Origin of the sequence: Rhizobium sp. AP16 (genome assembly GCF_000281735.1) — a bacterium.
GTDB lineage: Bacteria > Pseudomonadota > Alphaproteobacteria > Rhizobiales > Rhizobiaceae > Rhizobium > Rhizobium rhizogenes.
Genome location: NZ_AJVM01000066.1, coordinates 80,872 through 93,904, shown reverse-complemented (window position 1 = coordinate 93,904; position 13,033 = coordinate 80,872). Strand labels below are relative to the sequence as shown.

Annotated in this window: 11 protein-coding genes; 7 read left to right on the top strand and 4 right to left on the bottom strand. The window is 60.8% G+C overall.

Features of this window, described 5'->3' with window-relative positions:
* Nucleotides 1-18 precede the first annotated feature (18 nt).
* The gene (locus PMI03_RS21060; protein WP_039974462.1) at nt 19-1,212 is read right to left on the bottom strand and encodes an MFS transporter; all 1,194 of its coding nucleotides are present in this window, start codon (nt 1,210-1,212) and stop codon (nt 19-21) included.
* Between the two features lie 145 nt (nt 1,213-1,357).
* Here PMI03_RS21060 and PMI03_RS21055 point away from each other — a divergent pair, with 145 nt between their 5' ends.
* The 3 genes from PMI03_RS21055 (at nt 1,358) to PMI03_RS21040 (ending at nt 4,726) form a co-directional block, all read left to right on the top strand.
* Nucleotides 1,358-2,254, top strand: coding sequence for a LysR family transcriptional regulator (locus tag PMI03_RS21055; protein WP_007697586.1), 897 nt, complete (start codon nt 1,358-1,360; stop codon nt 2,252-2,254).
* A gap of 35 nt (nt 2,255-2,289) precedes the next feature.
* The gene (locus PMI03_RS21050) at nt 2,290-2,949 is read left to right on the top strand and encodes a DUF2161 domain-containing phosphodiesterase (RefSeq protein ID WP_007697584.1); all 660 of its coding nucleotides are present in this window, start codon (nt 2,290-2,292) and stop codon (nt 2,947-2,949) included.
* 274 nt (nt 2,950-3,223) lie between these two features.
* Complete coding sequence (locus PMI03_RS21040; RefSeq protein ID WP_007697581.1) at nt 3,224-4,726, top strand: DegQ family serine endoprotease; 1,503 nt, start codon at nt 3,224-3,226, stop codon at nt 4,724-4,726.
* A gap of 50 nt (nt 4,727-4,776) precedes the next feature.
* Here the strand turns inward: PMI03_RS21040 and PMI03_RS21035 are convergent, their stop codons facing one another.
* Complete coding sequence (locus PMI03_RS21035) at nt 4,777-5,715, bottom strand: hypothetical protein (protein ID WP_007697576.1); 939 nt, start codon at nt 5,713-5,715, stop codon at nt 4,777-4,779.
* 3 nt (nt 5,716-5,718) lie between these two features.
* Nucleotides 5,719-6,753 carry an SPFH domain-containing protein gene (locus PMI03_RS21030; RefSeq protein WP_007697573.1) on the bottom strand — a complete coding sequence of 345 codons (1,035 nt, stop codon included), beginning with the start codon at nt 6,751-6,753 and terminating at the stop codon, nt 5,719-5,721.
* A 131-nt stretch (nt 6,754-6,884) separates the two neighbouring features.
* Here PMI03_RS21030 and PMI03_RS21025 point away from each other — a divergent pair, with 131 nt between their 5' ends.
* From PMI03_RS21025 to PMI03_RS21010, 4 genes are all read left to right on the top strand, one after another.
* Nucleotides 6,885-7,580 carry an NrtR DNA-binding winged helix domain-containing protein gene (locus PMI03_RS21025; RefSeq protein ID WP_039974460.1) on the top strand — a complete coding sequence of 232 codons (696 nt, stop codon included), beginning with the start codon at nt 6,885-6,887 and terminating at the stop codon, nt 7,578-7,580.
* Nucleotides 7,581-7,777: 197 nt separating this feature from the next.
* Nucleotides 7,778-8,413, top strand: coding sequence for a J domain-containing protein (locus PMI03_RS21020; RefSeq protein WP_007697565.1), 636 nt, complete (start codon nt 7,778-7,780; stop codon nt 8,411-8,413).
* A 134-nt stretch (nt 8,414-8,547) separates the two neighbouring features.
* Nucleotides 8,548-9,261 (top strand): DUF899 family protein, encoded by a 714-nt coding sequence (locus tag PMI03_RS21015; RefSeq protein ID WP_007697562.1) that lies wholly within the window; start codon nt 8,548-8,550, stop codon nt 9,259-9,261.
* Nucleotides 9,262-9,479: 218 nt separating this feature from the next.
* Nucleotides 9,480-11,201 (top strand): ABC transporter ATP-binding protein, encoded by a 1,722-nt coding sequence (locus tag PMI03_RS21010; RefSeq protein WP_007697559.1) that lies wholly within the window; start codon nt 9,480-9,482, stop codon nt 11,199-11,201.
* Between the two features lie 9 nt (nt 11,202-11,210).
* Here PMI03_RS21010 and PMI03_RS21005 read toward each other — a convergent pair whose 3' ends face one another.
* Nucleotides 11,211-12,770, bottom strand: coding sequence for a radical SAM protein (locus PMI03_RS21005; RefSeq protein WP_007697557.1), 1,560 nt, complete (start codon nt 12,768-12,770; stop codon nt 11,211-11,213).
* Nucleotides 12,771-13,033: the final 263 nt, after the last annotated feature.

Here is a 13,033-nt window from a genome sequence, read left to right as displayed (position 1 = left end):
CTTTCGATTGCAGATTGATCAGGCGGCGCAGGAAGCGCTTTGCGCCACAGGGGCCGAGCGGCGGTCGAGAACGCCGCTCCAAAGGGTGAGGACGAGGGCAGCGACGACCAGGATCGCGCCGACCCAGGGCGTAGCGCCGAGGCCAAGCGAAGACTCCACCACCAGCCCGCCGATCCAGGCACCGGCGGCAATGCCAAGGTTGAAGGCGGCGATGTTAAGCGCCGAGGCGACATCGACGGCTGCGGGACGCACCTCGCGGGCAAGCTGGACGACATAAAGCTGCAGGCCCGGTACGTTGGCGAAGGACAGAAATCCGAGGGCGGCGAGCGTCGGAATGGCAAGCCAGGGCGAAACGGCCGTAAAGCTGAAAAGCACGAGCACGATCGCCTGGGCGAGGAAGAGCCATGTCAGCGCCTTGACCGGATTGCCATTGGCAAGGCGACCGCCGACGACATTGCCGATGGCGATGGCAATGCCGTAGAGCACCAGGATCAGGCTGACGGCGGAGGCGGCAAAGCCGGTCACGTCCTGCAGGATCGATGCGAGGAAAGTAAACGCGACGAAGGTGCCGCCGTAGCCGAGCGCCGTCATGGCAAAGACGATCAGCAACCGGCCGCTTCCAAGCACGCGAAGCTGTTCGCCGATACCGGCCGGCGGCGCCTTCTTCAGGTTCGACGGTAGCAACAGGGCGATACCGGCAAAGGCGATGACGCCGAGCACGGCGACAGCGGCGAAAGTTGCGCGCCAGCCGAAGGTCTGGCCGATGAGCGTACCAAGCGGCACGCCGGTGACGATCGCGACCGTCAGCCCCATGAACATCATGGCGATCGCCGAGGCGCGGCGGTTTTCCGGCACGAGATCGGCGGCGATGGTCGAGCCGACGGAGAAGAAGACGCCGTGGGCGAAAGCCGAGAGCACCCGGGCGACGAGCAGGAACTCATAGCCGGTGCTCAACGCCGCCATGCCGTTGCCGACAATGAAGAGCGCCATCAGTCCGAGCAACAGCGGCTTGCGCTCGATGCGGCCGGTGAGCGCCGTCAGGATCGGCGCGCCGAAGGTGACGCCGAGCGCGTAGACGCTGACGATGAGGCCGGCAAGCGGCAGGGTAATGTGAAGATCATTCGCGACCGTCGGCAGCAGGCCGACGATGACGAATTCGGTAGTGCCAATCGCGTAAGCCGCGATCGTCAAGGCAAAGAGAGCGAGTGGCATGAGATGACCCGATCGAAAAGGCATCCGGACTCATCCGGTTGCGCTGGTTCTTGTTCGGACAGAATATGGGCTCAAGACATTCGTTCGATAATCACCTATATAAAATCAACACTTGTGAATTGAATTCAAAGTATCGAGGGGAAGGGTGGATAATCGCGCCGGGGAAATGGATGTCTTCGTCCAGGTGGCCGAGCTTCGCAGCTTCTCGGCCGCCGGGCGGAAATTGCGCTTGTCGCCCTCCGCCGTGAGCAAGCTCGTCACCCGTCTTGAGGACCGGCTCGGCACGCGCCTTCTGGTACGCACCACCCGCTCGCTGCAATTGACACCGGAGGGCGAGGTCTATCTCGAACGGGCGCAGGCGATCCTCGCGGATATCCAAGAGGCCGAGCGCATGGTCGCCGCGGGCGGAGCGGCAGTGCCGCGTGGACGGCTGCGCGTCAGCGCCTCGGTTGCTTTCGGCGTGTGCTATGTCGTGCCGCTCATTCCCGAGTTCCTGACGCTCTATCCGGAAGTCGAGCTGGAGATATCGCTGAGCGACAGCGTCATCGACATCGTCGGCGAGCGCGCCGATGTCGCCATTCGCGTCGGATCGCTGCGCGACAGCTCGCTGAAAGCCCGCAAGCTTCTCGAAAGCCGCCGTGTCATCGTGGCATCCCCGGCCTATATCGAAAGGAAAGGCCTGCCGGCGACGCCGGATGATCTCGATCATCACAATTGCCTGACCTTCAACTTTCGGCCGACCGCTGAGGGCTGGTCATTTCGCGATCCGCACACCGGCTCCGTATCCGTCAAACCCGTCTTCGGCAATCTCCAGGCCAACAACGGGCCGACCGTGCGCAGCCTTTGCCTCGCGGGCGTTGGGCTTGCCCGCGTCGGCCAATTCCATGTCCAGCCGGATCTCGACGCCGGGGGTCTGGTGCCGGTGCTCGAAGACTTCAATCCCGAGGATATCGAGATGATCCACGCCGTCTATGCCGGCCACGACCATCTTGCCGCCCGCATCCGCGCCTTTATCGACTTCCTGGCCTCGCGAATCGCGTAAAACGATCCTGAGATCCTCAAGCCAGAGAGCAAGATTTGGAAACGGCGCTTTACCTCCCGATCAAGAGTTTCCTTGAGACGGCCGGCTATATGGTGAAGGGCGAGATCGGCAATTGCGATCTCGTCGGGCTCAGCGACGGCGAGCCGCCTGTTGTCGTCATCTGCGAGTTGAAGCTGAGTTTCAATCTCGAACTCGTGCTGCAGGCTGTCGACAGGGCTGCGGCCAGCGACGAGGTGTGGATCGCTGCCCGCGTCTCGGCAAAGGGCAAGGGACGGGAGAGCGATCGCCGCTTTCGCGATCTCTGCCGCCGGCTCGGCTTCGGAATGCTGGCAGTCTCCGATAGCGGCCTGGTCGACATCATCGTCAGCCCGGTCGCATTGATGCCGCGCAAGAATCTCCGCAAGCGTTCGCGTCTTGTCGAGGAACACCGGCGGCGCAAGGGCGATCCCGCCTTGGGCGGCAGCACGCGCTCGCCGATCATGACCGCCTATCGCCAGCAGGCCCTCGCTTGTGCCGCCGCCATTCGGGGTGGCCTGCAACGCCCGAAGGATATTCGCGCCAGCGCGCCGAAAGCCGCCCAAATCCTGCAGGATAATGTCTATGGCTGGTTTGAACGTGTCGATCGCGGGATTTACAGTTTAACCGCGCTTGGTGTGGAAGCATTGGCCCGCTGGCCGCAGACGGAAACCCCTTAAGCAGAAAGATGGAAAGATTCCGGCGAAACCGCATTAAATTTCGGTAATATTCTTAAATTTTTGCAATAAAAACATGATCAATATTTAATTTGTAAAACACAATTGGCGGATCATATTAATCAGCAACGCCAATTCCTTTTTATACTTTGCGCTCCTCAGTAAAATCTGAAGGCGGAGGCTCCCGGAAGGAGTTGGCGTCCACCCATTCGACGCCTGGTCCCTGACATGGACCCAAGACGCCATATCGCCAACGATCTCGTAAGGGACTTTTGCCATGTCATCTCTTCTTCGCAAACATCGTGCTGCAGCCATTGTCGGCGCGGCCATCATCGTCGGCGCCGGCGCCCTGCCCTTCGCCTTCAACGCCTCCACTGTCGCTTCGGCCGCCGAGCCTAGCGGCATCATCGCACCCGGCGGCTCCTTCGCGCCGATCGTCGACGCCGACAAGCCGGCCGTCGTCACCGTCACCACGACGATGAAGGCGACCGACACCAGCGCGGATACCAGCAATTCGCCGATGGACGAGCAGTTCCGCCAGTTCTTCGAGAACCAGGGCATTCCCTTCCCGCAGCAACAGGCGCCTCAACGTCATCAAAGCCAGAGTGCCATGGCGCTCGGCTCCGGCTTCATTATCAGCCCTGATGGCATCATCGTCACCAACAATCACGTCATTGAAAATGCCACCAACATCAAGGTGACGCTGGATGACGGCACCGAACTGCCGGCCAAGCTCCTCGGCGCCGACGCAAAATCCGACCTCGCCGTTCTGAAGATCCAGGCACCGAAGCCGCTCGCCACCGTCGCCTGGGGCGATTCCGACAGGCTGAAGCTCGGCGACCAGATCCTGGCGATCGGCAACCCCTTTGGCATCGGCACGACGGTCACTGCCGGCATCGTCTCGGCTCGCGGCCGTGACCTGCATAGCGGCCCCTATGACGACTTCATCCAGATCGACGCGCCGATCAACCACGGCAACTCCGGCGGCCCGCTGGTCGACCGTGAAGGCAATGTCGTCGGCATCAACACCGCCATCTATTCGCCGAATGGCGGTAGCGTCGGCGTCGGTTTCGCCATCCCGTCTGACGAAGCCAAGGCGATCGTCGCCAAGCTGGAAAAGAACGGCTCGATCGACCACGGCTATCTTGGCGTCGCCATTCAGCCGGTCACGTCCGATATCGCCAATGCCGTCGGTCTATCGCAGGCGCAGGGCGCGTTGGTCGCCAGCGTCAACGACGGAACGCCAGCCGCCCGCGCCGGTATCAAGAGCGGCGACATCGTCACAGCCGTCAATGATGAGACCGTGAAGACACCCAAGGATCTGTCGCGCCTGGTCGCAGATCTCTCCCCAGGCGACAAGCGCTCGCTCACCGTCTGGCGCGATGGCAAGAGCATGGACGTCAATGTCACCATCGGCGGCAATGACGACAGCAAGCAGGCCGCCAACGACAGCGGTGACGGCAAGGTCCTGCCCTCCAACCAGCCGAGCATCGGCGTCGGCCTCGCAAACCTGACCCCTGATCTACGGGAACAGCTGAACCTGCCCCACAGCGTCCAGGGCGCCGTCGTCGCCAGCGTCAACCCGGACAAGTCGGCCGCTGCTGCAGGCATCCAAGCCGGTGACGTCATCGTCTCGGTCAACGACCAGCCGGTGCACAATGCTCATGATGTTCAAAGCGCTGTTGCCCAGGCAGGCAAGGCAGGCCGCAAGTCCGTCCTGCTGCTGATCGAACGCGGCGGCGACAAGACCTTCGTGGCTGTACCGTTCTCGGCCGCCTGACCCTGAACGAACCAATGAAACCCCGCTTCCGCCGCTCGGAAGCGGGGTTTTTATGTGACCAGCAGCCCTTGCCTGTCGGCAGGACCGATCGTCGCCTGCGTCCCGGCATTGAATGCGAGAAAATCAATCTCGATACCGTCGCTGAAGATCACCCCATGCTCGGCCATCTCGGACACGACCGTCATCGGGACTTCGCTTGAGACCCGCCCGGAAACCAGCGAGACGCCGGTGGTCCGACTCGGAAACGGCTCCCGAACAAAATAGTGCAGGAATTCCGCATCCCAGGGAAACGAGGCATTCAGCGCCGCTTGCGGAAGTTCAATACCGAAGCTCGCAGCCGCCCCCGCCCAACCGGCATAAAGGCTCTTCAACCATCCTGTCGACCCCATGCCGGTCGAGACGATGATACCGCTCGACGATTGCCTTTCCCGCCGGTCACCGATCTGTAGATCGTAACGGGCAGAGACATGGCTGCGCGGGCCGATGAAAAGATCATTGACCGCGTAAAGCGTCTCTCCGGTGTTCAACGAGACTTTTGCCATGGTGACATGTTTCACCGGCCGGCGATGCGCGATCTCCTGCGGCATGATCTTGCCGATGTCGGCTGTGCGGAAGGGCAGGAGAACACCGTCCCATCGTTTCGGATCCGGATTAACGCCCAGGACATGCTGGCCGTCGAGATATTTGAGGGTATTGGCGACAAGGCCGTCCTGACCCAGAACCACGACGATATCGTCGGCTCCGAAGATGAAATTGCCGAGGTAGCGCCGGTTGAGCTTCAGCACGCGCCCGAAGACACGAAGGCTGGTCTCGGCCTCCAGAATCGCCGCGCGGTAGTGCTGCTGCTCCGCCAGATAATCGCCGAAATCGGCACCGAGATGCTCGACATAGAACTGGGCCTGCTGGACCGTATTGAAGCGCGCGATCAGCTCATCGAGCCGGGTGTCGCGCACGATCAACACGATCTTCCTGTCGTCTCCAGCCGCCATGGCTCACTTCCTGGTCTGAGGCTGCCGAGCCTGCGGCTGCATGATTTCCCGCAGGAGATCGGGCGTGACGTTGAGCTGGCCGATCTTCGTTGCATTGTCTGCGAGATCGCGGAAGGCAAGCGCCATCAGCTGACCGGGATCCATGCCGACCGAAGCCAGTGCCTGCAGCAGTTTCGGATCGGCATTGCCGAAAGACTTCATCATGGCAGCAAGACCATAGGCCTTGGCGTCCGCCTCCTCGCGGGCATTAGCCGAGGCGAGTGCGACAAGCGCCTTGTTCTGCTCTTCCAGGCCGATCTTCCCGGTCATCTCTTCCCGGCGTATCTGCAATTTCCGTTCCTGGACCGAGCGCTCGGCATCCATCTGTGCCTCACGAACCTGGCGGTTCTTGTTCTCGATGGCGATCTCGGTAGCCAGTTCGTTCTCCTTGATCGTCCGCTCCTGTTCGACGGCGGCATTGCGGCGCGCATAGATCGCCTCATCGGCGCTGCGCAGCAGAGCTTCGCGTGCAGCGGCTTCCAGCGCCTTGGCCGTCTCCGGTTTCGGCTTCACCGCCAGCAGCGACAGGCCGAGAAGTTCAAGGCCAAGCGCTTCCATCGTCGGGTGGTCATGCAATGCCTTGGCGACGCGAGTGACCAGCAATTCACCGGCTGCGAGAACTTCCTTCAGCGAAAGGGCCTGCACTTCAGCGCGCATCGCCACCTGAACCTGGTCGATCAATCGCTGCGACAGCTTTTGTGGATCTTCCGAGATATAGGCGCCCTTGGGATTAAGGGCGAAATTGAGCAGGGCTGCCGTCCGACGCGGATCAGCGATGCGGTAGATGATCTGGCCCTGTACCGTCACCTCCTGGAAGTCAGAGGTAATCTCCGGAAAGATAAAGGGTTCGTTCACGCTTGCCGTCGGCACGACAACGATCGAGCTCGACGGCGCATAGTACCAGAAAGAAAGTCCCGCACCCTCGCGCAGCGGCTGGCCATTGCGATATTGAATCAGATATTGGGTCGGCTGGGTCTTGATGAAACGAAATCCGAACATGACTGTCTCCTGGCAAGTCGCGCGGCGGTCTTGCGCCGCCCATGCTCGGCAACAAACATTACTTAGTATTAAATGTCAACTAAGTTAGTTGCAACTTTACACTAACATCTGGGCGCGCTATGGTCCATATCATGAACAGCCCCGAAGACCTCCACAAAAGACCGATCGTTTCGGTCGATCTCGCGATTTTCGTGCTGGCGCCGGATGGGCTCGAAGTGCTGCTGATGCAGCGCGGCGCGGCCCCCTATGCCGGCGACTGGGCGCTGCCGGGCGGCTGGATCCACGTCGATGAGGACGGCGACCTGGAGGCTGCAGCGCGGCGGGTGCTTGCCGCCAAGACCGGCGTTACGGCACCCTATCTCGAACAGTTGCAGGCATTCGGGAATGCGGCCCGCGATCCGCGCGACTGGAGCCTGAGCATCACCTATATGGCGCTGATCCCGTCCGACGAGATCACGCTGCGCCAAGGCGGCAATGTGGCGGACGTCGCCTGGTGGCCGATCGCAGGCGACGCCATGACGACACCCCTCGCCTTCGACCATGCCGACATCCTACGCACAGCGATAATGCGGCTGAGGAACAAGGTCGAATACTCGACGCTGCCCGTGCATCTATTGCCGACAGCCTTCACCCTGGGGGAATTGCAAGCCGTCTACGAGCGGCTTCTCGGGCGCGATCTCGATAAATCCGCCTTCCGCAAACGGATCGCCGAAGTGGATTTCATCGAGCCGATCCCCGGCGAGATGCGCCGGGCCAGCAACCGCCCGGCTCAGCTTTACCGGCTGAAGCAAGCCCACTCGACGGTCTTCTTCGACAGGACGATCTGACGGCGACTATTTCCACAGAAGACATGTTTCCGCCGCACACGCCGATCTTTTTGTCCAAACTCTGCCGTTGTGATGATAAAGAAGGAAGAGAGCGGCGGCTATCAACCGCCCGCCGGCGGGCTTATGACCCACTGGCAATATCGATGGCAGAAGGGCTTCAGGACTTTGGTCGGGGCTGAGCGGCAGCAGGAGTTGGAGTGACCGATCCATACGACATTCTCGGCGTCGGGCGCGATGCGAGCGACGAGCAGATCAAAGCGGCCTATCGCAAGCGGGCGAAAGGGGCACACCCTGATTCCGGCGGCGACGCCGAAGCCTTCGGGCGACTGAAGAAGGCCCATGAGTTGCTTCTGGACCCCGTGCGCCGCAAGGTCTTCGACGATACCGGCTACGATGTCGAACTGACCGACGCCGTCGACCTGCAGGCGCTGGTCGCCATCGAGAAGCTGATCACCGACATGGTTCTGGACGAGCGCGAGCCGGGAACCTTCGATCCGGTCGCCCATATGCGCGCCAGTCTCCTGGAAGAAATCCGCAAGGCGAATTTCAGCAAGAGCGAGCTGGAACGCCATTCCGACCGCATCCGTCTTCATCTGGATCGCCTGGGCAAACGCCCCGGCAAGGATGTCGTCGGCCATATGCTGCGTGCCCGCATCAAGGCTATCGCCACGGCGATCGGCGAAACGGACGCCAAGATCGGCGCCACCGAGCGCGCCTGCGATATGCTCGACGGCTATCTCTATGTGATGGATACGCCGATGCTTGAGGACGAGGACGGCGAACCGGAAATCGAATGGGATGAGGCGGTCGAGGCCCGTTCCGCCGCCCAGTGATCTCCCGGAGTGTTATGCCTCCTCCGCTGCCGGAACTTTCGACCGACAATCGGGTTTTCCTTCCATGTTTTTGTCGAAATCCGATGGCGCCATGCGACCAGCATCAGCGCAACGGATCACACAGGGAGGATATCATGATCAATGAAGACGGTTATGTGCCGGCATCCGAGCTGGCGCAAAGAAACGGCGTACGATTTCCGAACGAGAGCATCGAATACCGGCAGGCGCGTGACGCGCTGCTCGCCGAAGAGATCGAGCTTCGCCGCCATATAGAGCGCGTCGCGGCGCAACGGCGGGCGCTGCCGCCGGGCGGGATAGTGAAGAAGCATTACCAGTTCATCAGCCCCGACGGCCCCCTCGACTTCGCCGATCTGTTCGACGACAAGGAGAGCCTGCTGGTCTACAGCTTCATGTTCGGCCCGGAACGGACACGGCCCTGCCCGATGTGCACATGTCTGCTCTCGGCCTTAGAAGGCGAAGTGCTCGACATCGAGCAGCGGATGGCAATCGCCGTCGTGGCCCGGTCGCCGATCGACAGGCTGATGGATTTCAAGCGGGAGCGCGGCTGGCGCAATCTGCCGCTCTATTCCGACCCGACCGGTGAGTATAGCCGCGACTATCGCGCGCTCGGCCCGGGCGGCAGCGACGATGCCGCGGTCAATGTCTTCACGCGGCGGGACGGAACGGTCCGGCATTTCTGGGGTGAAGAAATGGGTCCGGTGACGGCCGATCCCGGTCAGGATCCGCGCGGCGCCCCGGACCTCATGCCGCTTTGGACGATCCTCGACATGACGCCCGAGGGACGGGCAAGGGACTGGTATCCGAAGCTCTCCTACGGACGCGCGTGACCGGCGCATACTATCCGTCGGCCACGCCAATCGGCTAGCGACGAAGGGGATGACATCGGTCAGCACGTCGGCTATAAATTCGACGCGACTCATGAAGGAGGCTCGTTCGATGAGAAATTTCGGCACTCATAAACGCTGAACAGCGCTGCCGGATGTGGACTGCTGTTCTGTCCATTCTTGTCTGATCCTGTCTTCTCCCATGCCCATGGAGGGCATTTATGCTTCGTCGCTTCTTCTCCTATTATGCGCGTTACAAGACGCTGTTTTTCCTTGATTTCGGCTGCGCCGTCGTCGCCGGCCTGCTCGAGCTCGGCTTTCCGCTGGCGGTCAAGCTCTTCGTCGATCAGTTGTTGCCGGGCCGTGACTGGGGCCTGATCGCAGCAACCACCGCGGTGCTGCTGATGGTCTACGCGCTGTCGACCGGCCTGTCGGCGATCGTCAACTATTGGGGCCATGCGCTCGGCATCTCGATCGAATCCGACATGCGCCGCCAGGCCTTCGAGCATATCCAGAAGCTCTCCTTCCGTTATTTCGACAACAACAAGACCGGGCATCTGATCACCCACGTCACCAAGGATCTCGAGGAAGTGGGTGAAATCGCCCATCACGGCCCCGAGGACCTGTTCATCGCGATCATGACCTTCATCGGCGCCTTCCTGCTGATGTTCTCAGTGCATTGGAAGCTGGCGCTGCTGACGACGACCATCGTGCCCTTCATGACCTGGTTGGTCAGCCGCTACGGCGCCAAGATGACCAAGAATTCGCGCAGCCTGTTCGGCAAGGTCGGCGACTTCAACACGCGCATGCAGGAAACCGTCGGCGGCATCCGCGTGGTCAAGGCTTTCGCGAACGAGACATACGAAAGCCAGCTGTTTGCCGGCCATAACGAGGATTACAAGGCCACCAAGCTGGATGGCTACGCCTATATGACGGCAGGCATAGCACTGAGCTATTTCAGCACGCGCGTGGTGCAGCTCGTCGTCATGATGGCCGGGACCTGGTTCGTCATATCGGGAGAGCTGAGCTATGGCGGCTTCATCAGCTTCCTGCTTCTGATCAACGTTTTCTTCCGCCCGATCGATAAGATCACCTCGGTGATCGAGACCTATCCGAAGGGTATTGCCGGCTTTAAGCGCTTCCTGTCACTGATCGACACGCAGCCCGACTTGGCCGACCGGCCGAATGCGATGGAGGTCAAACATCTCAAGGGCAATATCACCTACAAGGATGTCAGCTTCGGCTATTCGGAGCACGGCACGATCTTCGCGGACCTGAACCTGACGATCGCGGCCGGCGAGACGGTGGCTTTCGTCGGTGCTTCGGGAACAGGCAAAACGACGATCTGCTCGCTGCTGCCGCGTTTTTACGACGTGACGGGCGGCAGCATCACCATCGACGGCATCGACATCCGCGATATGACACAGGCCTCCCTGCGCAGCCAAATCGGCATCGTGCAGCAGGACGTATTCCTGTTCGGATCGACCATTCGCGAGAACATCGCCTATGGACGGCTCGGTGCGAACGATCAGGAAATCATGGAGGCGCTGCGCCGCGCATCGCTCGATGAATTCGTGCTGTCGCTGCCCGATGGTTTGGACACGCCGACCGGCGAACGTGGCGTGAAACTCTCAGGCGGCCAAAAGCAGCGCCTCGCCATCGCCCGCATCTTCCTCAAGAACCCGCCGATCCTCATCCTCGACGAGGCGACATCGGCGCTCGACACGGCCACCGAATACGCCATCCAGCAGGCGCTGGCCGACCTGTCGACAGGACGCACGACCCTGGTGGTCGCTCACCGGCTTGCCACCATCCGCAATGCCGACCGTATCATCGTCATGGGACCGACCGGTATCGTCGAGCAAGGCACACATGCCGAACTCTTGGCCCGCGACGGCGCCTATGCCCGGCTGCACAACGCCCAGTTCGGAGCTTTGGTATAAGAGCAACCTTCAGAACGAATTGACGATATCGCCGCCGGTGCGCATTTGCTGGACCATCAGATGCGCATGGTAGTGCATCGCGCATTTGATCGCGTAGATCTGCAGAACGACCGGCGAGCGGCGGCGCAGCAGGAGCTTCCAGAGGCGCTGCCGATAGATATTGCGCAAGTCCGCCTCCGGCACCCGCCGCATCAATCTTGTGAAGATGCCAATGGCCTCCAAGGCCCACATCACATTGAGGGCCACCAGGCGGAGAGGATGGCGCCGCAGATGCCGCAGGCGCGTCCGCTCCGGCTGGATACGGGCATCGAGATAAAGCGCGTCCAGCCGGTCGAAATAGGCGGCGGGCTGGTGAAGGTCGCTGAGCACGGCGAGATAGCCGTCGCGCAGGGTCTCACGACTGAGATTGAGCGGGATGACATTGGTGCCGTAGGCCGGGGGATCGGCGTGATCGAGCCGCCCCTCCTGTTCAAGGCGCGTATAAAGCGGTGTCTTCGGGATCGCGGCGAGCATGCCGATCATGGCATTGACGATCCGCGCGTCCTTGATGAAGACACGCTGAGCCTCGAAGATTGTCGCGTCGTCGCTGTCGAAGCCGAGGATCATGCCACACCAGACTTCCATGCCGGTCTGCTGGATCGCGTGGATCTTATCCAGCATCGTCCCGCCTTTTCTCAAGTTCTGCAGCTTCTTGGTCTCGCGCAACGCCTCTTCGTTCGGCGTCTCGATGCCGACGAAGACGACGCGGATATTGGCATCGACCATCAGCTGCATCAGCTCGGCATCGTCGGCAAGATCGATCGAGGCTTCCGTGAGGAACGTCATCGGATAATGGTGACGCTCCTGCCAGGCGACCACCTCGCGAAGGACCTCCTTGATCGCCTTCTTGTTGCCGATGAGATTGTCGTCGACGATGAATGCCGTATCCATGCCCACCGCCAGCAATGCCTCAATTTCAGCGATGATCTGCACGCTGGTCTTGATCCGCGGCTTTCGCCCGAACACGACGATGATATCGCAGAAATCGCAGGTGAACGGACAGCCCCGTGAGAACTGGATGCTGCCGACCGCATAATCATCCATCTTCAGAAGATCGAAGCGCGGAACCGGCACCGTGCTCATATCCGTCTTGCCGGACTGTTCGTAGCGTCCGGCGTGGCGCCCTTCCTTCCATTCGAAAAGAAATTGCGGCCAGGTCTCCTCGGCCTCACCGATGAATTTGACGTCGATTAGCCCGTCAAAATAATCCTCCTTCACCGTCACCCACGGCCCGCCGACGACGATGAAACAATGACGCGCTCTGAGCGCGGTGAGGATTTCCGTCATCCGGAAACGCTGAACGATCATACCCGTCAGCGCCACGATGTCTGCTTGAGCACAGAGATCGTAGTCGATCGGCTCGACATTCTCATCCACCAGCGTGACGGTGTGCTCGGCAGGCGTCAGCGCCGCCAGCAGAGGCAGACAGGCGACGGGAAGATTTGCCTTCACGTCGAACAGCGGCAGCGCGTGTTCAAGCCCCCAATAGGAGGTTTCGAAGCGAGGATTGATAATAACGATATGAGCCATGAATTACACCGCCCCATGACCTAGAAGACCCTGATCGGCATTCGCGAAGGCTGTATTTCAATGCGGTTCCGGTGCCCCAAATCAAACAGGGCAAGTGTTCGATACCGTCGCGTCGAGCATTAGCAGCCGTAGATGAGCTGAGGATTAAGTTCGGACGGAGACTGCGAAAGGGAAAATAGCCGGCTTCTGTCCGTACCGTGCAAACCGCAAGAATTGAAGCGACGGAAATCTGCTTATGATTCTTGCTTTGTACACCGGCGACA

Bases quoted from the DNA above. Each gene is read 5' to 3' on its own strand.
- PMI03_RS21005 (WP_007697557.1), bottom strand. From the start codon at position 12,770: ATGGCTCATATCGTTATTATCAATCCTCGCTTCGAAACCTCCTATTGG.
- PMI03_RS21010 (WP_007697559.1), top strand. From the start codon at position 9,480: ATGCTTCGTCGCTTCTTCTCCTATTATGCGCGTTACAAGACGCTGTTT.
- PMI03_RS21015 (WP_007697562.1), top strand. From the start codon at position 8,548: ATGATCAATGAAGACGGTTATGTGCCGGCATCCGAGCTGGCGCAAAGA.
- PMI03_RS21035 (WP_007697576.1), bottom strand. From the start codon at position 5,715: ATGGCGGCTGGAGACGACAGGAAGATCGTGTTGATCGTGCGCGACACC.
- PMI03_RS21025 (WP_039974460.1), top strand. From the start codon at position 6,885: ATGAACAGCCCCGAAGACCTCCACAAAAGACCGATCGTTTCGGTCGAT.
- PMI03_RS21030 (WP_007697573.1), bottom strand. From the start codon at position 6,753: ATGTTCGGATTTCGTTTCATCAAGACCCAGCCGACCCAATATCTGATT.
- PMI03_RS21060 (WP_039974462.1), bottom strand. From the start codon at position 1,212: ATGCCACTCGCTCTCTTTGCCTTGACGATCGCGGCTTACGCGATTGGC.
- PMI03_RS21040 (WP_007697581.1), top strand. From the start codon at position 3,224: ATGTCATCTCTTCTTCGCAAACATCGTGCTGCAGCCATTGTCGGCGCG.